At 60.4% G+C, this 20,438-nt stretch carries 17 protein-coding genes; 14 read left to right on the top strand and 3 right to left on the bottom strand.

The window, feature by feature from the left end; genetic code table 11:
* Positions 1-133: 133 nt before the first annotated feature.
* Together GH983_RS12750 and GH983_RS12745 are read left to right on the top strand one after the other, a co-directional pair.
* Positions 134-1,807 (top strand): formate--tetrahydrofolate ligase, encoded by a 1,674-nt coding sequence (locus GH983_RS12750; protein WP_153762574.1) that lies wholly within the window; start codon positions 134-136, stop codon positions 1,805-1,807.
* Positions 1,808-2,038: 231 nt separating this feature from the next.
* The gene (locus GH983_RS12745) at positions 2,039-4,276 is read left to right on the top strand and encodes a TonB-dependent hemoglobin/transferrin/lactoferrin family receptor (RefSeq protein WP_153762573.1); all 2,238 of its coding nucleotides are present in this window, start codon (positions 2,039-2,041) and stop codon (positions 4,274-4,276) included.
* Positions 4,277-4,332: 56 nt separating this feature from the next.
* Here GH983_RS12745 and GH983_RS12740 read toward each other — a convergent pair whose 3' ends face one another.
* Positions 4,333-5,238 carry an extensin family protein gene (locus GH983_RS12740; protein WP_246727400.1) on the bottom strand — a complete coding sequence of 302 codons (906 nt, stop codon included), beginning with the start codon at positions 5,236-5,238 and terminating at the stop codon, positions 4,333-4,335.
* A 286-nt stretch (positions 5,239-5,524) separates the two neighbouring features.
* Here GH983_RS12740 and GH983_RS12735 point away from each other — a divergent pair, with 286 nt between their 5' ends.
* The 9 genes from GH983_RS12735 (at position 5,525) to GH983_RS12695 (ending at position 15,878) form a co-directional block, all read left to right on the top strand.
* The gene (locus tag GH983_RS12735) at positions 5,525-7,714 is read left to right on the top strand and encodes an anthranilate synthase (RefSeq protein WP_153762572.1); all 2,190 of its coding nucleotides are present in this window, start codon (positions 5,525-5,527) and stop codon (positions 7,712-7,714) included.
* Between the two features lie 173 nt (positions 7,715-7,887).
* Positions 7,888-8,148, top strand: coding sequence for a CopG family ribbon-helix-helix protein (locus GH983_RS12730; RefSeq protein ID WP_153762571.1), 261 nt, complete (start codon positions 7,888-7,890; stop codon positions 8,146-8,148).
* 50 nt (positions 8,149-8,198) lie between these two features.
* A complete protein-coding gene (locus GH983_RS12725; protein ID WP_153762570.1) occupies positions 8,199-8,486 on the top strand; it encodes a hypothetical protein in 288 nt (95 codons plus the stop codon).
* Positions 8,487-8,824: 338 nt separating this feature from the next.
* A complete protein-coding gene (locus tag GH983_RS12720; protein ID WP_153762569.1) occupies positions 8,825-11,086 on the top strand; it encodes a TonB-dependent siderophore receptor in 2,262 nt (753 codons plus the stop codon).
* 205 nt (positions 11,087-11,291) lie between these two features.
* Positions 11,292-12,200 (top strand): cation diffusion facilitator family transporter, encoded by a 909-nt coding sequence (locus GH983_RS12715; RefSeq protein WP_300889325.1) that lies wholly within the window; start codon positions 11,292-11,294, stop codon positions 12,198-12,200.
* 18 nt (positions 12,201-12,218) lie between these two features.
* On the top strand, positions 12,219-12,683 hold the full coding sequence (gene queF, locus GH983_RS12710; protein ID WP_069043636.1) for a preQ(1) synthase: 465 nt from the start codon (positions 12,219-12,221) through the stop codon (positions 12,681-12,683).
* Positions 12,684-12,759: 76 nt separating this feature from the next.
* Positions 12,760-13,110 (top strand): hypothetical protein, encoded by a 351-nt coding sequence (locus tag GH983_RS12705; RefSeq protein ID WP_153762568.1) that lies wholly within the window; start codon positions 12,760-12,762, stop codon positions 13,108-13,110.
* 932 nt (positions 13,111-14,042) lie between these two features.
* Positions 14,043-14,714 (top strand): hypothetical protein, encoded by a 672-nt coding sequence (locus GH983_RS12700; RefSeq protein WP_153762567.1) that lies wholly within the window; start codon positions 14,043-14,045, stop codon positions 14,712-14,714.
* A 96-nt stretch (positions 14,715-14,810) separates the two neighbouring features.
* A complete protein-coding gene (locus GH983_RS12695) occupies positions 14,811-15,878 on the top strand; it encodes a hypothetical protein (protein ID WP_153762566.1) in 1,068 nt (355 codons plus the stop codon).
* A 51-nt stretch (positions 15,879-15,929) separates the two neighbouring features.
* On the opposite strand, the gene GH983_RS12690 is transcribed toward GH983_RS12695, so the two are convergent.
* Positions 15,930-16,346: a hypothetical protein gene (locus GH983_RS12690; RefSeq protein ID WP_069043640.1), complete on the bottom strand. Its 417-nt coding sequence runs from the start codon at positions 16,344-16,346 to the stop codon at positions 15,930-15,932.
* Positions 16,347-16,595: 249 nt separating this feature from the next.
* Here GH983_RS12690 and GH983_RS12685 point away from each other — a divergent pair, with 249 nt between their 5' ends.
* Both GH983_RS12685 and GH983_RS12680 read left to right on the top strand, forming a co-directional pair.
* A complete protein-coding gene (locus GH983_RS12685; RefSeq protein WP_069043641.1) occupies positions 16,596-16,934 on the top strand; it encodes a hypothetical protein in 339 nt (112 codons plus the stop codon).
* Between the two features lie 10 nt (positions 16,935-16,944).
* A complete protein-coding gene (locus GH983_RS12680; RefSeq protein WP_153762565.1) occupies positions 16,945-17,823 on the top strand; it encodes a CsgG/HfaB family protein in 879 nt (292 codons plus the stop codon).
* 124 nt (positions 17,824-17,947) lie between these two features.
* Here GH983_RS12680 and GH983_RS12675 read toward each other — a convergent pair whose 3' ends face one another.
* On the bottom strand, positions 17,948-18,451 hold the full coding sequence (locus GH983_RS12675) for a hypothetical protein (RefSeq protein ID WP_153762564.1): 504 nt from the start codon (positions 18,449-18,451) through the stop codon (positions 17,948-17,950).
* A gap of 449 nt (positions 18,452-18,900) precedes the next feature.
* Here GH983_RS12675 and GH983_RS12670 point away from each other — a divergent pair, with 449 nt between their 5' ends.
* Positions 18,901-20,397 (top strand): YdiU family protein, encoded by a 1,497-nt coding sequence (locus tag GH983_RS12670; protein WP_194842714.1) that lies wholly within the window; start codon positions 18,901-18,903, stop codon positions 20,395-20,397.
* The last annotated feature ends 41 nt before the right edge of the window (positions 20,398-20,438 follow it).

The raw sequence follows: 20,438 nt of genomic DNA, 5'->3' as shown, positions 1-20,438 counted from the left end.
CCGCTAAGCGGGAGCGCGAGGTCTCATGTCGCATTCAGCCCCATACTCTTCGCTGTGAAAAAAGTCCTCTGCCCTGCTTGCCAGCCGGGCTGCGCCGTCCGATCTTCTCGGCACACATAAGGGGCAGGGACACATGACCGTACCATCCGACATCGAGATTGCGCGCGCAGCCAAGAAGAAGCCGATCCAGGAGATCGGCTGCAAGCTCGGCATTCCCTCCGAAAACCTGATCCCTTACGGCCACGACAAGGCAAAGATCTCCGCCAGCTTCATCAAGGGGCTTTCGGATCGGCCGGACGGCAAGCTGATCCTGGTTACGGCCATCAACCCGACACCGGCAGGTGAGGGCAAGACAACCACGACCGTCGGCCTCGGTGATGGCCTCAACCGGATCGGCAAAAAGGCCGTGATCTGCATCCGCGAACCCTCGCTCGGTCCCTGTTTCGGGGTGAAGGGTGGGGCCGCCGGTGGCGGTTATGCGCAGGTCGTTCCAATGGAGGACATCAATCTTCATTTCACCGGCGATTTCCACGCGATCACCTCGGCCCATAATCTGCTGTCGGCGCTGATCGACAATCACATCTATTGGGGCAACGAGCTCAACATCGACACGCGTCGCATCACCTGGCGCAGGGTCATGGATATGAACGACCGGGCGCTGCGCCAGATCGTGACGTCGCTCGGTGGCGCCTCGAACGGTTTTCCGCGCGAGGCTGGCTTCGACATCACAGTTGCTTCGGAAGTCATGGCGATCCTCTGCCTTGCGACCGACCTCGAAGACCTGGAGCGGCGGCTCGGCGCGATCATCATCGGTTATCGGCGCGACAAGAGCCCTGTCTTTGCCCGCGATCTGAAGGCCGACGGCGCCATGGCCGTGTTGCTCAAGGAGGCCCTGCAGCCGAACCTCGTGCAGACGCTCGAAAACAATCCGGCGCTGGTGCATGGCGGCCCCTTCGCCAATATCGCCCATGGCTGCAATTCGGTGGTGGCGACGAAGACGGCGTTGAAGCTCGGCGACTATGTCGTGACGGAAGCGGGCTTCGGCGCCGATCTCGGCGCAGAGAAATTCTTCGACATCAAGTGCCGCAAGGCCGGGCTCACGCCCTCGGCCGTCGTCCTCGTGGCGACGGTGCGGGCGCTCAAGATGAATGGCGGCGTGGCCAAGGAGGATCTCTCCCGCGAGGATGTCGCCGCCGTCGAGCGCGGTGCCATCAATCTCGCGCGCCATCTGGAAAACCTCGCCAAGTTCGGCGTGCCGGCGGTGGTGGCGATCAACCATTTCACCAGTGATACCCAAGCCGAGATTGCCGCGGTCAAGGCGGTCGCTGAAGGCCTCGGAGCAGAAGCCGTGCTCTGCCGGCACTGGGCTGACGGCTCGGCGGGGATCACCGAGCTTGCCGAAACGGTGGTCCGGATTGCCGAGACACCGTCCGCGTTTCATCCGCTCTATCCCGATGCCATGCCACTCTTTTCCAAGATCGAGCGCATTGCGGCCGAGATCTACCGGGCCGGCGAAGTGACCGCCGACAAGGCTGTGCGTGAGCAATTGGCCGATTGGGAGCGGCAGGGCTATGGCGAGCTGCCGGTCTGCATGGCGAAGACGCAGTATTCCTTCTCCACCGATCCGACGCTACGCGGCGCGCCGGAGGGGCATGAAGTGCATGTTCGCGAGGTGCGGCTCTCGGCCGGCGCCGGTTTCATCGTTGCGATCACAGGCGAGATCATGACCATGCCAGGCCTGCCGCGCGTGCCGTCTTCGGAAAAGATCCGGCTCAATTCGGACGGCGCTATCGAGGGCCTGTTCTAGCCCGAATTTGCACCCGGAATTTGTGATAATTTCGCCACGGTGACGGCGATCACAATTCATGATGAAAATAATCATGTTTTATATGTTGACTCATAACATCATGTTTTATAGGGCGTGATTGCGGCGGGAACAACGGTCCTGCCACGTTTTTGACGCAATCCCATTCGGCCGACCCGCTTCCCGCACCGGAGGCGGGATCCCCCAACTGCGGCCATTGAAAGGACGACACGCATGCGCTCCCGGTCCCTCCGCCCCATCCTGCTGGCCTGCACGGCCCTCGCAGCCATCTCCTCGCTTGCCCCCGCAAAGGCCCAGACCGCCGCAACGACGACGACTGCCAATGGCGAGACGCAGCTGCAGACGATCGTGGTGAAGGGGAAGCGGGTGCCGGTGGGGTCGGTTGCGGATACGCCGCTGGCGACGGAGACGACGGCGGAGGAGATTGAGGCCAAGCAGATCACGAGCATCGAAGATCTCGGTCGCGTGGCAGAGCCGGGTGTCAACTTTAACCGCTCCAGCGGAGCCGTGAACATCAGAGGTCTCGAGGGCGCGCGCGTGCTCACGACCTTAGATGGCATTCCTGTACCGTACATCTTCGACGCGACGCGTGCCGCAAGCGGGGGCGTTGACGCGTTCAACTTCGCGGCACTTTCGGCAGTTGATGTCATGCGTGGAGCCGACTCGAGCCGAGCCGGATCGGGTGCGTTGGGGGGCGTTCTAGCCCTCCGGACGCTTACGCCTGATGACCTTATCTCAGATGATAAGGATTGGGGCGGGGTTGCCAAAACGACCTATGACAGTTCCGACAACAGCTGGGAGGGATCCGCCGCCATCGCGAAGCGAGTGGAGAATACCTCGGTTATGTTCCAGGGATCTTACAAAAAAGGTCATGAGCGCAAAAGCAATGGTACCGTTGATACCTTCGGCACCACGCGGACCAAGGCTGATCCTTCCGAGTACGACCAGCACAATCTCCTGTTCCGTCTGGAACAGCAGCTGGAAGGTGGGCATACACTTGGTCTAACGGCGGAGCGTTTCCGCAAGGATCGTGTAACTGATTCCAGAAGCCTACAGAACACCACCACCTTCCGGCCTGGAAACTATACTGGCAAAAAAGACACCGATCGCGATCGCGTCTCGTTGGACTACCAGTATGAAGCCCAGTCACAGGACGCCATAGTTTCCAATGCATGGGCATCCTTGTACTGGATGGATCAGCGGACCATGGACGGCTATGATGCCATCCGGCAGACCACTCCGATCGGCGCGATTGGGCGCGAAAACGATAACAACGAGCGGACGATCGGGTTTATTGGGGCCGCGCAATCCGAGCTTACGACTGGTCAGCTGAACCATACCTTCAATTATGGTCTGGACATTGCCTTCGGTGTTTCGGATCAATATTCAAGCGGTTACGATAACTGCACAACGCCTAGAACCGGAACGTGCCTAAACTTGCACACCAACCAGGCCGATACGCCGAAAGTCAACAGCAGCAAGGTTGGACTGTATTTTGATGACGAGATCGAGGTCGGTTCGTCGGGTGTGACCGTAACTCCAGGCTTGCGTTTTGATTGGGTGAAGCATTCTCCGGAAATGACACCCGAGTATGACCGCAACTATCTCAATCCGGCACTGCCGAACGGCTTCGAGGATGCGGGATTGTCACCGAAGTTGCGTCTGGCATATGACCTGCAGCCTGACGTGACGTTTTACGGTCAGTGGGCGATGGCGTTTCGTGCGCCTACGGCCAGCGAACTCTACAGCGCGTTTGGCGGATCCGGCACTTATCTGCGCGTTGGCAATGCCGATCTCCAATCCGAAACGAGCAATGGCTTCGAGTTCGGGGTCGATCTCGGTGACGAAGAGATGGGCGCACGTGCCTCAGTGTTCTACAATCGATACAAGAATTTCATTGACGTCACCTCGATCACTGCTGCCGAGGCCGCCGCACTTGGTTTCACCGGTACTTACCCTCAAGGCAGGACCCGCTATTCCAATATCTCCGATGTTGAGATGTTCGGCGTAGATCTTTCAGCTCATAAAGTGTTCGACAACGGTTTCCGCGTTTCGGGCGGCCTTGCCTATGTGAAGGGCAATGATCTTGATCGTGGCACCTTTATCCGTTCGGTTGCGCCGCTTAAAGTCGTGGCCAGCATTGGCTACGACACTGAATTCTGGGGAGTTGGTGCCGATTTCGTCGCGGCGCAAAAATCGAGAGCCGACGACGGTAAGGGCACGGCTGGCACTTCCTATTTTAGGACTGCAGGCTACGGTGTCGTTGACCTCAATGCATGGTGGGAGCCGGAACAGCTGAATGGCATGCGGATCACCGCCGGGGTTTATAACGTCTTTGACAAGACCTACTTCGATTACGCATCGGTCCGTACAAATTCATCGACGCAGGCGCGGGACTTCTACTCTGAACCCGGCCGTACCTTCAAAATTTCGCTCACCCAGAAGTTCTGAGCTGAGCTAAATCCACAACAAAGGCGGCGCAGCGATGCGCCGCCTTTTGCCTTGCGTCACCGGCAATACCGGAAGCCGCTCTTCCGCTTGACGACATCCAGATGCATGTGATCCTGATGTGTCGCGTCGCTGCCGGGGGATAGCACTGTCGTGAAATAGAGGCAGGCGATGGCGTTGAAGGCGCGCTGGAAGGCGGCTTCGGCCGTGCCATCATCCTGTTTTGCGATCATCACGGCCATGTCGTCGTCGCCGAAACGCAAGCCGGCAATGTCGATGGCGTTGCCATAGGCGTGCTCCGACACCTTGCCGGTCTCTACGCTGTTTCGGTTGCGGCAGACATAACCCGAGGCGTGGCGGATGGCGGCAAGCTTCGGCTTGTCGGGGAAGGCGGCTTCTGCTGCCGGCTTCAGCATGTCGCGTGTCATGCGTGCCAGTTGCAATGCCGTCTCGCAGCGAAGCGTCGCCTCCGGCTCCAAGGCGACGTCCGGGAGCAGCTTTGTCAGCGTGATCGGGGCCGAGATGCCGCAGCCATCGGTGTCATCGATGGCTTTGTCCGTCTCGAAGCGCGCACCGATCGCCTTGAGATCGGCGAGGCAGGCGGCAAGAGCCTTCGGGTCTTCGACCGGCGGCGGCGGATCAAGGGAAGCGGCTTTCTGCTCATCCCCATCAGGCTTGGTCTCTTCACTCGCCTTGTCCTTTGCTGCCTCCGTTTCCGCAGGCCTTGACGGCTCTGTGCCTTCCTCTGCATCGGCCGCCGTCTCGGGCTTGCTCTGCGGTGTGGGAGCCTCGAGGGGAGCGGATGCTTGGGCGCCGTCGTTCGCTTTCGCCTCTGCGTCCGGTGCCGGCGTTGCCACCTGTGGTCTCATTTGCGGCAGGGGGCCGCGCGAGGGCAGGGTAAGGCCGGTCACGATCGGCAAGGCCAGCAGGAGACCGATCAGTGTCGGCGTTCTCGTCTTCGTCATCTCGTTTCCCTGTTCCCCAGTCCCCGGGTCAAAAGGCGCGAGCCGTCGAAAAGTTCATCAACTGAGCCCAGCAAAACGCCCTTGCTAAGGCAGCGGCTCCACGGTATTCGTTGGCCCATGAAGATCGTTTCGAAGACCTTTGCTTGGTGGTGGGCACGCTAACGCGGCCTTGACCAGTCATGTCTTCAGACGATTGACCCCAAAGCCGCCCGGAAACTTTCCTGAGGCGGCTTTTTCGTGTTCAAGGCCTCAGGAGACGGGCCTCGAAGAGTGGAGAAGGACGGATATGTCGACGATTTTGCAGGAAGACGGCTCGGAAGCCTATCAGACGCGCGGCGGCGTGACCGTCACGCGCAGGCGCCGGCCGACGCCCTATGGCGATGCCATCTCCACCTATGTCGACAAGCTCGACGAACGCCGTGGTGCCGTGTTCTCGTCCAACTACGAATATCCGGGCCGTTATACCCGCTGGGATACGGCGATCGTCGATCCGCCGCTCGGCATTTCCTCCTTCGGTCGCAAGGTCTGGATCGAGGCCTACAACGGTCGCGGCGAAGCGCTGCTGGCGATGATCGCCGACGCTCTGGCCTCCGTTGACGATCTGGCACTGGGCGCCCGCACCGCGACCCGGCTCGATCTCGACGTCAAGCTGCCGTCTCGCGTCTTCACCGAGGAAGAACGCTCGAAGATGCCGACGGTCTTCACCGTGCTGCGTGCCATCACGGCGCTGTTTTATTCGGAAGAAGACGCGGCCATCGGCCTTTTCGGCGCCTTCGGCTATGATCTCGCCTTCCAGTTCGACGCCATCGACCTGAAACTCACCCGTCCCGATGACCAGCGCGACATGGTGCTCTTCCTGCCGGACGAGATCCTCGTCGTCGACCATTATTCCGCCAAGGCCTGGATCGACCGCTACGACTTCACCAAGGGTGACGTCACCACCATCGGCCAGTCGGAGGAGATCGCGCCGGAGCCCTTTGTGCACACCGACACGATCCCGCCGCGCGGCGATCATCGTCCCGGCGAATATGCCGAGCTGGTTACCAAGGCCAAGGAAAGCTTCCGTAAGGGCGACCTGTTCGAGGTCGTGCCGGGTCAGAAGTTCATGGAACGCTGCGATTCAAAGCCGTCGCAGATCTCCAAGCGGCTGAAGGAAATCAATCCGTCGCCCTATTCCTTCTTCATCAATCTTGGCCATCAGGAATATCTCGTCGGCGCATCGCCGGAGATGTTCGTCCGCGTTAATGGCCGCCGCATCGAGACTTGCCCGATCTCCGGCACGATCCGCCGCGGTGCCGATCCGATCGAGGATTCGGCGCAAATCCTGAAGCTCCTCAATTCCAAGAAGGACGAGAGCGAGCTCACCATGTGCTCGGACGTGGACCGCAACGACAAGTCCCGCGTGTGTGAGCCGGGCTCGGTCAAGGTCATCGGTCGCCGCCAGATCGAGATGTATTCGCGCCTCATCCACACAGTAGACCACATTGAAGGGCGGCTTCGCGACGGCATGGACGCCTTCGACGGCTTCCTGTCCCACGCCTGGGCTGTCACCGTCACCGGTGCGCCAAAACTCTGGGCCATGCGCTTCATCGAAAAGCATGAGAAGAGCCCGCGCGCCTGGTATGGTGGTGCGATCGGCATGGTCGGCTTCAATGGCGACATGAATACCGGCCTGACACTGCGCACGGTGCGCATCAAGGACGGCATTGCCGAAGTGCGCGCCGGTGCGACGCTTTTGAACGACAGCGACCCGCAGGAAGAAGAAGCCGAAACCGAACTGAAGGCCTCCGCCATGATTGCAGCGATCCGTGACGCCAAGAGCGGCAATGATGCCTCCTCCAAGCGTGGCGTCGCCCGCGTGGGTGAGGGGGTCAACATCCTGCTCGTCGACCATGAGGATTCGTTCGTCCATACGCTGGCCAACTACTTCCGCCAGACGGGTGCCACCGTGAACACCGTGCGCACGCCGGTGCCGGAGGAGATCTTCGACAGCCTGAAGCCCGATCTCGTTGTGCTGTCGCCCGGTCCCGGCTCGCCTGCCGATTTCGATTGCAAGGCGACAATCAAGAAGGCGCGCGCTCGGCAATTACCGATCTTCGGCGTCTGCCTCGGTCTGCAGGCGCTGGCGGAAGCCTATGGTGGCGAACTCCGCCAGCTCGCGGTTCCCATGCATGGCAAGCCGTCGCGCATCCGCGTGCTCGAACCCGGCCTCGTCTTCTCAGGCCTCGGTAGGGAAGTGACCGTCGGTCGCTACCACTCCATCTTCGCCGATCCGGCAACGCTGCCGCGCGATTTCATGATCACGGCAGAAAGCGAAGACGGCACGATCATGGGTATAGAGCACACCAAGGAACCGGTCGCCGCCGTCCAGTTCCACCCGGAATCGATCATGACGCTCGGCGGCGATGCCGGCATGCGAATGATCGAGAATGTGGTGGCGCATCTGGCGAAACGGGCGAAGGTGCAAGCGGCTTGAGGGAATAAGCGGGGCGCTTCGGCGCCCCGAATTGTTTCGGCGATAGACGCAGATCCGTGTCCGGGGGGGGGCTAACGGCTCTTCCGACGGAGCTGCCGTTAGGTTGCTGTTTGACAGCATGTACACTCCGTTACACTATTCCCTGAAGCCAAGCCGCAAGGAGCAGTGATCCGATGAACAAGGTCGTTTTGACCACTGAAATCGACGCCGGTCTCAATCAGGCGCTTGAAGAGATCGCGCGTTTCGACAAACGCTCGGCTTCCGACCTAGCAGATCAGGCTATCCGCAATCTTGTGGAGGAGCGCGTCGCGACGCGTGAACTGGTACGTCATGGACTTCGTCTCGTTGACGCAGGTGACGTCAAGGCCGTGGACAGTGCAGAGGTGCACCGCTGGCTGATGTCTGACGAGGACGATTTTCCGGCGGCGCGCTGAAGTCCATGCATCTCCGCTACCTTCCGACTGCCGAGCCTGGCCTTCGATGGATGCGCGACCACTACAAGCGTCATCCGCAACTGGACATCGTGGCGGCGTCGGCAGCCTTGGCCACAGCGGAGCGGACGATCGTCAATCATCCCGAGAGCGCTCCACGCTTCGAGGATTTCGAGCGTGTTCGAGAATACCACATCCGCGGGACGCACTTTGCATTGCTGTATGTGGCGACTGCTGACCAGATATTGATCATCGACGTTCGCGACACTTGCGGCCAGAGAAGCGTGGATAGGCTTCGGCAGTTCCTTGCAGGCCAAGCCACGCTGTTTCCGGAGAAATGACTCTGCGGCTGACACCCTTCTTCTGGATTGATTGCGCCATGTTTGCCATCGCGCACTCAAACAGATGACCCGCGTCTTCACCCGTCCTTCTCGAATAATGATAAAAACTCTCAAGATTTTTTCTTCCCCCTGAAAAATCCTTCTGACCCGATCGTTTTTCCTTTGGCAGCCTGCGTCTGAGCCGGTGGTCTCCATGCTCATGGTCCCATCGTTGGACGGCTTCGGTGAGCGTTGAACCCGGTGAAGCGGCCGCATGCGCGCAGCCTCGGTTCGAGGGACTGCGCTTTGCGGCAAGGCTTAGACGCTGCTGATCGTGTTTTGGTAACAGGGGACTTTTTATGCACATGTCGAGGGGAACTCACACGCGAAGCCTGAAGGCGAGCAGGCGGAGCATTGTTGCAGGCGTTTCGCTTCTGGCGATCTCGGTCGTTTCGGCGCATGGCCAGGATGCGACCAGCGAAGACGGCGCTAACGAGAACGGTGATACGAGGCTTGCGCCGATCGTGGTGACGACGACGGCCGAAGGCCAGCCGCCAGCCACGGGAACGGTCGGCCAGCCGCCGGAAGCCTATGCCGGCAACCAGGTGGCCAAGGGTGCGCGCCTCGGTTCGCTCGGCAATCGTTCAATCATGGAAACGCCGTTCAGCATCACGGCCTATACGGCAAAGCTGATCCGCGACCAGCAGGCGCGCACGGTCGCCGACATCACGCTCAACGACCCCTCCGTGCGCTCGGATGCGCCTGCCTTCAGCGAACGCGATTCCTTCTTCATCCGTGGCTTCTCGGTGGTCAATCTGGACGTGCTCTATGACGGGCTGCCCTATATCGCCAATCCGCGTCGCAGCTACCTTGAAGGCATCGAGCGGGTCGAGGTTCTCAAGGGGCCGACTGCCTTCGTCAACGGCGGCATCGGCCGTGTCGGCGGTACCGTCAATCTCATCCCCAAGCGCGCCGGCGACGAGCCGCTGACCCGCCTGACAACCACCTATATCAGCGATGGCCAGTTCTGGAACCATCTCGACGTCGGTCGCCGCTACGGCGCGGCCGGCGAATGGGGCATTCGCGCCAATGGCTCCTACCGCTTCGGCGATACCGCCATGGACAGCAACGAGATCAAGGTCGGCGTTGCCTCGCTCGGTCTCGACTACGAGGGTGAAGACGTGCGCGCCTCGCTCGATCTCAGTCATTCCGACCAGCAGATCGATGCACCGACATCGCTTTTCAATGCGGCAGCCTCCGGCATTGCGATCCCGGATGCTCCCGATGGCCGCATCAACACGGCAAGCCCGTTTGAGTATCACGACAGCACCCACAGCATGGCGGCTGCCCGTGTCGAATATGATCTGCTCGACAACACGACGCTTTATGCTGCCGTGGGCGCCAGCCGCTATCGCGAGGACTTCCTGACCTCGTCCTATACGATCAACAATGCGAACGGCAATGCGACCTCTGAGCTTGCGATCCAGCCGCAGCAGATCGACGGCTATTCCGGGGAAATCGGCATCCGTTCAGAGTTCGAGACAGGCCCGGTCAACCACAAGGTCAATCTCTCGGTGCAGAAGAGCCTCAACGAGAACTACCGTGGCGGCTTTGCACCCGGTGCACTCGGGCTGCCCGGGTCCTATTCGATGAACATCTACAATCCGAGCTACCTGCCCGGTAGCGCCGTGAGTAGTCTCAATCTGCCGACATCGGACAACCTGCCGCTGTTTGCCGACCTCTTGTCCACCAGCGTCGCGTTTTCGGACACCCTGGGTTTCTTCGACGAACGTCTCGAGGTCACGCTCGGCGGCCGCTACCAGGAAATGCGCCAGAGGGGCTTCAACACCCGGCCCGATCGCGGGACGGTTGGCGTGCAGAACTACTACTATGACGAAGCGCGGTTCAGCCCGGCCGTCGCCGCCAATCTGCGCCTGATGGACGGCCTCTCGCTCTATGCCAACTATGTCGAGGCGCTGACGGAAGGGGCGATTGCCCCGGCCGCCGCTGCCAATGCCAACGAGGTGTTCCAGCCCTTCGTCAACGAGCAGAAGGAAATCGGCTTCAAATACGATCTCGGCAGTGTTGCGTTTACCGCCGCCCTGTTTGAGATCCGTCAGGCCAGCGGCTATACCACGGCAGCCACGAACATCTATTCGGTTGACGGTCTGCAGGTAAACCGTGGTGTCGAACTGTCAGCCTTCGGTGAGCCGATCGACGGCTTGCGGCTCCTGGGTGGTGTCACCTTCCTCGATGCTGAGCTGGCAAGAACCCGGAATGGCGCCTTCGACGGCAAGGACGCGCCGGGGGTGCCGAAGACGATGGTCAGCCTTTACGGCGAGTATGACCTGCCATCGATCGAGAACCTGACGCTCACCGGTCGCCTCGTCTACAGTGGCAGTACCTTCTACGACCAGGCAAACACGCAGAAGGTCGATGGCTGGACCCGCGTCGATCTCGGTGCGCGCTACAAGTTCGAACGCGAGAACGGCAAGCCGATCGAAATCCGGGCGAATGTCGAGAACGTCTTCAACGAGAACTACTGGGCATCGTCCGCGCGTGGTTTCCTCGCGGCCGGCGCACCCCGGACATTCATGCTCTCCGCCTCCTTTGATTTCTAGGCGTTGATAACATCCTGACGAAGGAATTGGCCGCGCCGTTCACGGTGCGGCCTTCCGGTTGTGTGCAGAGAGCATCTCCTGCCTTGACCTTTCCTCAACCCTTCGGCATTACGCTCACACTTCAACGAACCGCCCGCTTTGCCGGGCGGTTTTGTCGTTTCTGGAATTGCGTCTGCAATTCGCTCGCATCTGCAGGGAAAAGGCCATGGTGGCTGACAACAACACGTTCGTTCGGCGGCTCGCCCTCTTCGGCATTCCGCTCGCCTTCGGGGTCATGGGGCTGAAGCTTTGCGCCTGGTGGGTGACGGGTTCGGTCGCGCTGCTGTCCGATGCGCTGGAATCGACCGTCAACGTGATTGCCGCCTTCCTTGCCTATTTCGTCATCCGCTATGCGCAGAAGCCGGCGGATGACGATCATCCCTATGGCCATCACAAGGCGGAATATCTTTCGGCCGTTCTCGAGGGCGTGCTGATCGTGGTGGCGGCACTGCTCATCATCCGCGAGGCGATCCCGGCCCTTCAGAACCCGACCTTGCCCGACGCACCCTTCCTCGGGCTCGCGATCAACGGCCTTGCCGCCGTCATCAACGCGGCCTGGGCAACGCTTCTGATCCGCGTTGGCAGAAGCCACCGTTCGCCAGCGCTTTCGGCCGATGGTCAGCACATCATGTCGGACGTCGTCACCTCCGTCGGTGTGATCATCGGTCTCCTGCTGGTGCTGGCGACCGGCTATGCAATCCTTGATCCGGTGCTTGCGATCCTTGTTGCGCTCAACATCATCTGGCAGGGCTGGAAGGTGATCGCGCAATCCGTCGCCGGGCTGATGGATGTCGCCGTCTCTCCCGAGGAAGCCGAGGCGATCCGGCAGGCGATCAAGGAGAATTCGGAAGGGTCGCTGGGCGTCCATTACCTGCGCTCGCGCCGGGCAGGGGCTGCAACCTTCGTCGCCTTCGATCTGGTCGTGCCCTCGAAGATGAGCGTGCGCGACGCCCATGTGATCTGTGACCGGCTGGAAATGGCCGTGCACAAGGCCGTGCCCGGCACGCGCGTTACCATTCACGTTGAACCCGAAAACGAGATGGCGCATGGCGCCGGCATCGAACTCGGGCGCTAAAATTCAAAGGATCCTATCATGAGCAAGACCGATACTTCAGGGCTGACCCAGCTCGGCCAGAGCGTCGATGCCCCGACCAGCCCCGAGACTGCCGTTCTCGAGCGCGTGCCGAACGGCAATGCCGGCACTGACTATGTCGTGCGCTTCACAGCACCCGAATTCACCTCGCTCTGCCCGATGACCGGCCAGCCGGATTTCGCCCATATCGTCATCGACTACATCCCCGGCGACTGGCTGGTGGAATCGAAGTCGCTGAAGCTCTTCCTCTTCGCCTTCCGCAATCACGGTGCCTTCCACGAGGATTGCTCGGTTTATATCGCCAAGCGCATCGTCGAACTTCTGGATCCCAAGTGGCTCCGCATCGGTGCCTACTGGTATCCGCGCGGCGGCATTCCGATCGATGTCTTCTGGCAGACCGGCGAGCCGCCAAAAGGCGTCTGGCTCCCCGAACAGGGCGTCGCCACCTATCGCGGACGCGGTTGATCTCAAACGCTTCGGATGACTTCCCGCGCCCGAAGCGCTAGCCTCCGGCCCGTCGCATCCGGATCGGGGGCCCTACATGCCAAAGTTTCTTGCCGTCTATACGATGAAGCACGAGGACTTCGCGCGTTTTCGCAACCTGCCCAAGGCCGAGCAGGATGCGATCGATGACGAGAGCATTCCGAAGTGGATGGCCTGGGAGGAACGCAACGCTGCCGCCATCGTCAATCGAGGCGGCATGGTTGGCAAGACCACGCGCGTCACCAAGGATGGCATTGCCCCGGCGACAAATGGGATCTGCGGCTATCTGATTGTCGAAGCGGAAACGGCAGAGGCGGCAGCCCGGCTTTTCGAAGACCATCCGCATCTCACCGTCTTTCCCGGTGATGGCGTTGATATCATGCCCTTCGTCACCGATCCGCCGGAATGAGGCCAGCCTCTGCGGTAGTCCTGTCAGCACACATACCTAAACACGGCGGCCAAGGTGCCGCCGTTCGCATCTGCGCCTCTTGGAATGGGTCGGGATCAGCCGAAGACGATCAGAGCGTCGCTGGCGACCGTCACCAGACCAAGCCTGCTGTGTCCCTCTTGCTCGGTTGAGCCAGAGCGTCCGGATATTCGGTCCCGCCGATCGGCAGTTGGCGATGATGGACGACGTTCGCGCAAGTGGTTTGCCGCTGTCCAAGGGAAACACAGCGCAAATCTACGTCGGATAGCGGAGGTCACATCCCAAATCTCAATGATCGCAACCCACTTCTCGTTGTCATTGAGACTGGGCGCCACCGCCCTGTCAGAGCCCCCTCCGGCCTGAAGTAAAATGTCACAAATACTTGAAACCGATCGTCTACGGTCGCGGCTGGGGGCTCTGGGTGCCGAAATGCCGGACCTGTGCCACGCCAAATTTGGGGATTTTTGCCGAAGGAATGGTGGCTCTTGCAACCATTGGTATTCAAGCATCTGATTCGAAAACCGTTTTTGACCGTCCACCAGTGTCATTAATCATCACTAATTTTGTGTTAATAAAGTATTGACCGAAGCAACGAGGGTGTGGTTCTATCTCGTTGGGTTGGTTGTCTCCTAGGCTTTAGTATTGCGCTACATATATAAATATAATTCGATATCTATCGTGGCGTTTGTAACGGCTTTGGGGGCGCTCGGCGCTGCTTCTATATCGAGAGATATGTCGTTGAATTGTTTCCGTTGATAAACGGCGACTTTGAATGAATCAAAATATACATAGAGATTCTCCAGAATAGTCTGGGGGGTGTTAAGCTCTGTTGTCTTGTACGGCCTAATCTCTGTCTGAGGTGGTTGAGTACGGATTGAAATCGGGGCGATAGATTAAAACAGAGGAGAGAAACTATGAAAACTATTCTCGCAGCTTCGGTCATTGCATTGATGGCCACTTCCGCAATGGCGCGTGGCTGGGGCTCGCCGCCGCCGCCGGTTCCGGCGCCTGAGATCAACATGAATCAGGTGTTCCAGGGTATCCAGGCCGCGCTGAACAAGATCGAAGGTGGCGAAGACGTCAACGACGTCACTCAGACGGCTCTGAATGCTGCCAACCTGATCAACCTTCCTGATGAGGAACTCGATGTTGTCACGCAGACGGCAGCTGGCGCACAGCTGGCGGCCAACTATGTGAACTTCTCCGAAGACCTGTCGGATGTCACGCAGTCGGCGACGAACGTCCTGAACTCGCTGACCGTCGATTCCGTGACCGGCTCGATCACACAGACGACGACCGCCGGCCAGGCCGCGTTGAATGCGGTTGAGGGTGTCGGTTCCTATGGCTGGAAGCATGGGAAGGGCGGTTACGGCAGCGATGACATCTATGATGTCACGCAGACGGCCCTGAATGCCGCAAACCTGGTCTCGCTCGGCAGCGTCAGTGACGATCTGAACATCGTTCAGACCTTTACCACCGGCCAGCTCGCTGCGAACTATGTCGGCGCGCTCGACAACGTCTCGAAGATCACCCAGAGCGCGACGAATGTCGCCAACTCGATCGGGGCGATCGCTTCGGGCGAATGACTTGTCTGGATGGGGGCGAGTTTCAACTCGCCCCCGTTTCTTTCCAACAGTTGTCTGAGGGGGTCCGGTTCATGATGAGCCGGGATGCGTGTTTTCATGTTCCGGAGTTTGCGAGTTTCCCTCGCAGTTGCCTGTGGGGTCGCCATTGTGGTGCCCGGCTTTCCGGCCGCGGAACCTCTCGAACTGCTCGCGTCTGACGAGGCTTCGCGCTCTACCCAGATCATCCAGCGTTTCGCGGGTCAGCAGGACGCGACGCAGGTGCTGAACTGGACGGCGCCGTCATTGGCGGTTGGGGTTCGGCAGACAGCCAGCAATGCGGGCAATGTTGTCGACATCAATGACAAGGCGCTGAAAAGTGTGCGTCAGGATTTTGACGGAAAGCAGCTTTCGCTGAATGAAATCGTGCTGAATACCGTTGCCGCCCTTGAGTCGATCGAGCAGGATGCCTCCAATATCGGCAATGCCGTGATCGGCGGCGATATCGGCAATGTCGAGCAATATTTCGCCGACGGTTCCGTGCAGCACGCGATGAACCATCTGATCCTGCCTGAATTGCCGAACACGGTGCGGCAATCTGGCCTCAACACCATGAACCTCGTCTATTCCGAGCAGTCGGTGGCGCTGAGTTCGCAGAATTTCACCAAGCAGGCCGAGCAGGTCGTCGACAACAGACTGAACATCACCGGGGCCGGTGGCGGCGGAGCGATTGTCCAGGAGGGCACCAATCTTGGCAACATCATTATCGCGCGCAATGTCGATGAGGTGGTGCGCGATTTCTCCGGCGATCAGGTCATCAACAATGTCGTGACGCTCCAAAATGGCGCGCGCTGGGGTTCGATCAGCCAGAACGGCATCAATATTGCCAACTATATCGAGGCCGAGAGCATCGGTTATCTCCGCCAGACATCCAGCAATGGACAGCAGATCGTCAACAACCGGGTCGAGCAGGTCACGCTCGATGGTCTGACGCAGACGATCACTTCGCCGAACATCACCCAGAATTCGAACAACTATGTCAACGTGATCGTCTTGAAGAAAGCTTTGCCGGACGGCACGTCGCAGGTGGTCGATGTGCTGCAGTCCGCCGAGTATGGCCAGACCGTCCAGGGGGCAAATGCCGGCGCCGTGTCTCAGACCGGCAATGCGGTCGTGATCGAGCGCTAATCGCTCAGCAATCGCGCGTCGTCCAGGCGGTGATCTACCATTTCAGTGAGATCAATAATCCGCGCAGGCCGGGTCCTGGCACCATTGCGGGAACTCGATCCATGGTGCGTCGGGCCATTGTGTCGGCTTCGTCTCCATGTAGGACGCGGCCGCACGGAGGTAGTTATTCTGCGCCTTCACCAGTTTTGTCGAGCAGATATAGGCGGCATGTTGCTTGATCAGCTTGCCTATACTGTCCTTCGCGCCCTGATCCACGGTATTCGGCACGGGCTGGTTAAGGGCGGTAAAGTAGGCGTCTATCCCGGTCATGACGCTCTGCGGCGAGCCGCGGACGTAGGTTTCGCAGGTCGCGCCGGTTCGCTTCAGCTCCACCATGGCACGCACCATGTTCTCCACTGCGTTCGTCTCGGACGCTGCCGGTGAGGCCCCAAGGACCACTGCAAGTGTCAGATATGCAAATTTACGCATTGGAATCGCCTATACAATCGCTTGTCGTTTAAAGATTCTTGCTTCATCCATCTTCTATTGTCCAGCGTTGTGATTCGCGTGTCCGTTGTTGTGCGGCGGTGTTGTCTTTAAGCAACGAACTTGCGGTCACTTAACTGCTCTGTTGTTTTTTATGTAGATTTCCGCTGTCTCTCGCTGGCTTTAGTGCTATCCAAACCCTTGGTTATTGGGTGGAATGAGATGGGTAACCTATAAATTTATGGGGGTTTTATGATCAATTCTCGGCATGTCGCCTGGCTTCTTGCGCTGGGTCTCATAAGCCCTGCTGCTGCCGTCGCGAACGGCCTCGGTGAGGATCGCCCCTACCAGTTTCGAACGCCCAACGAGCGCCAGGTGCTTCTCAATCTTGAGCGCACCCGCCTCGAACTGCAGGGCGAGTTCCCGGCGACCGGCGTTGGATCGGCTGCCGGTCTCGGCACGCAGCAGACCGGCAATGCCACGACCATCACGATCAATGGCTCTGGAAATACGATTACTGTCGATCAGGACAATTCCGGTGATCAGACGATCACCCAGACCGACAGCAACAATTCCATCCTGAACAATTGAGGCTTGGGGCATGACTTTTGGTAAACTTCGCAGCCTCCTGCTTGCTCCCCTCCTGTTGCTCGCTGCATGCCAGTCGCAAACCGCCGAGAAGGCGCCGAAGGAGCCTTTCCTCGGGCCCGTTCCGATTGCGACGCGCACGCCGGTCGACGCAGCGCTTGAATGCCTGAGCAAGACGCCCGAGGTGCAGCGCTATCCGCGCATGTTTGCCGTGCACGTCATCACCGACCAGACCGGCCGCTACTCGTCCGAAGAAGCCGGCAATTACCTGCCGCGCGACAGCGCCGGCATGATGGTCTCGCTGCTGCAGAAGGCTGGCGTAAAGCAGGTAAACCGGTCGAACACGGCCGTTTCCGAATGGGAAATCGCCCGCGCCCGGGAGCAGATCCTGGGCGACGGCGGCAATGTCGTCGTCGGCGATGAGAGCCTGCCGTTCCGCCCGCTCGTCAAGGGTGCGCTGCGCGGCTCCGATTATGTCATCGATGGTGTGATCACGCAGCTCGACTTCAACACCTATTCCGATGGCATCGAGGCAACCGTGGGTGGCGGCGGCGGTGGCGCCCGCCGGTTTGCCGTGACGGCGGCCGTCGACATCCGGGTCACCGACACCAAGTCTACGCGCATCGTCAGGGCCAAGTCCTATTCGAAGCAGGCCGTCGGGCGCGAAGTCTTCGCCTCCGTCTTCCGCTTCTTCTCCGACGAATTGTTCGACATCAAGATCGGCACGAAGTCACAGGAAGGCCTGCAGGCCGCGGTTCGCTGGACACTCGCCGATGCAACCTATGATCTGGTCAAGGAGTTGACCGGCCACAAGGGCGCCTGCGACGTCTATCTGCCCAAGGCGTCCCAGGACGATCGGGCCGAGACGACAGTGGTCGCCTCGGCCAATTGAGCCCTTTCCGACTGCATCAGGAGTGGCGCCGCTGCGGCGCCGTTCGCCATGACCCGACAGTCAGGCCTTTCAGTTGTTTGTGTTCAATAATTCCACTCGATCCGTTGAAGACGCACGCGCGTCTTCACTTCTCCACGCCCAGCACTTCCGCGCAACGCGACAGGCTGAAGCCGTCGCCATCGGTGTCGTTGCTGGCACGGATGCTGGTGATTGCGCCCGAGGTGTCACTGTTGATCTGCAACTCACAGAAGAGCTGCTGATACTGCGGCGGCGTGATCATCTCGGGTTCCCAGAATGGATCTCGGGTCATGACGCGTGTCTGGGTCACGACCGTCTGGCCGGATCCGTCGGTGCGGGTTTCCGTGCGCACGATGGTGCGGTCCGGTTCCGGGCTTGAATAAGTCGGCGGGATGTAGCGTGTCTTGTCGCCGCCGCGCCAAGTATAGATCTTGCCGGATGACAGCGGATATTCGCTCTCCGGCGGACCATAGGCTGCAAAGAAGCGCTCGACAGGCTGGCCGATCCAGCGCGACTGCAGGGCGCGATTGGCATCCTCCGTCGTCGTGCAGCCGGCAAGCAGCGTAAGCGGCAGAAGAAAAGCGGCGATCAGGTTTCGGGCGGGGCGCATTTGGTTCTCGCAAGACGGGTGCGTGGTGAGGTCGTCAGTCGTACTGCGTCGGGGTCATGGCCCGCAAGATGGTGTGGTGCCCTGTCGGGCAGAAGCTCTGGTCCAATCCTGGTCGTGTCGACTGATGGGGCTGGACCGCTTGCGTTTTTCCCGACAGCTGCCTCTTCTATGCCGATTTTCGCATGGCGAGTGTTCTGCCCTTCAATCACGTCGCGGGGACGTTGCGGGGCTGCAGTCCATCGACTCTCCGGCCGTTTTCGCTTGGTCCCGGCGGTTGGCGGCTTGCCGGCCTGGGCCGAGCCCTTTCTCGGCCTGAACGCGCCGCTCCTTCCCACCGGCACCGCTCTCCGCGGAAAGACCGGCAGCGCGCCGGTCAGAACCCGCGGGCTGAGCCGCGGTTCGGCTTGTCTCGTGACAGGGTAGTCCCATATCAGAGGAAAGCCAAACACATGTCCGCTCCTTCGCGGACAAGGAGTGCCATCTTGTTTTCCTTCGACAACAGTTATGCCCGCCTGCCGCAGACCTTCCACCGGCCTGCCAGACCCGCTGCCGCGTCCGCTCCGAAGCTGATCCGCTTCAACAAGGACTTGGCCGATGAACTCGGCCTCGATGTCGCTGACGCCGACGAGGGGCGGCTTGCGCAGGTCTTTGGCGGGCAGATCATTCCGGTTGGCGCCGAGCCGCTCGCCCAGGCCTATGCCGGTCACCAGTTCGGCCATTTCAATCCACAGCTCGGTGATGGCCGTGCCCTGCTGCTCGGCGAAGTGATCGACCGTGCGGGCAGGCGGCGGGACATCCAGCTCAAGGGTTCGGGGCCGACCGCCTTCTCGCGCAATGGCGACGGCATGGCGGCTCTTGGCCCGGTCTTACGCGAATACATCGTCTCGGAAGCTTTCGCCGCGCTCGGCGTGCCGGCCACCCGGGCACTCGCCGCGGTTTCGACGGGTGAACAGGTCGTCCGCGAGACCATGATGCCCGGTGCGGTTTTCACCCGCGTCGCGGCGAGCCATGTCCGGGTCGGAACCTTCCAGTTCTTTGCAGCGCAAGGCGACGAGGCGGCGGTCCAGACTCTCGCAGATCACGTGATCGATCGCCACTATCCCGAGGCGCGCGACGCTGAAAATCCCTACCTTGCCATGCTGACACTGGTCGCCGAACGGCAGGCGCGGTTGATCGCCCGTTGGCTGTCGATCGGCTTCATCCACGGAGTGATGAACACCGATAACATGGCGATCTCGGGCGAGACCATCGATTTCGGCCCTTGCGCCTTCCTCGATGAATACGATCCGCGCAAGGTGTTCTCCTCGATCGACCAGCGCGGCCGCTATGCCTATGCCAACCAGCCCGGGATCGGTCAGTGGAACATAGCCCGGCTTGCCGAATGCCTGTTGCCGCTGCTCGATGCGGATGAGGAGAAGGCGATCGAGGCGGCGAACGGTGTTCTCAAGGCCTACGGCGACGTCTTTCAGGATGCGTGGCTCGCGCTCTTCAAGTCCAAGCTCGGTCTGGCGGGCGAGGGGCCTGACGATCGGCTGCTGATCACCGACTTCCTCGAACTGATGCATCAGGGCGAGGCCGATTTCACGCTGACCTTCCGTACCCTTTCGAAGGTCGCTGGCGGGGCGGCCGTCGAGACGTTCACCGATCTCTTCATCGTGCCACAGTCGGGCCTGTCCGACTGGCTCACCCGCTGGCGGGCCCGCATCGATGATGATCGCACCGCCGCCGAGCGGCAGGCTGCGATGGAAGCGGTCAATCCGGCGCTGATCGCCCGCAACCACCGGATCGAAGAGGCCATCGCCGCTGCCGTCTACGGCGACTTCTCCTTCTTCCACCGGCTGGTCGAGGCGCTTGCCAATCCTTACGCGGAGGATCCCGACACCGCGGACCTGCGCGTGCCCCCGACGCCAGAGGAGCGGGTCACGCGAACCTTCTGCGGGACCTGAGTTGGTCCTCACGGCGGCGACTGACGCGCAGCACGAAAAAA

Origin of the sequence: Agrobacterium sp. MA01, assembly GCF_009650195.1 — a bacterium.
In the GTDB taxonomy this organism is placed as follows: Bacteria; Pseudomonadota; Alphaproteobacteria; order Rhizobiales; family Rhizobiaceae; genus Allorhizobium.
This window is presented reverse-complemented; position numbering and strand designations above follow the sequence as displayed.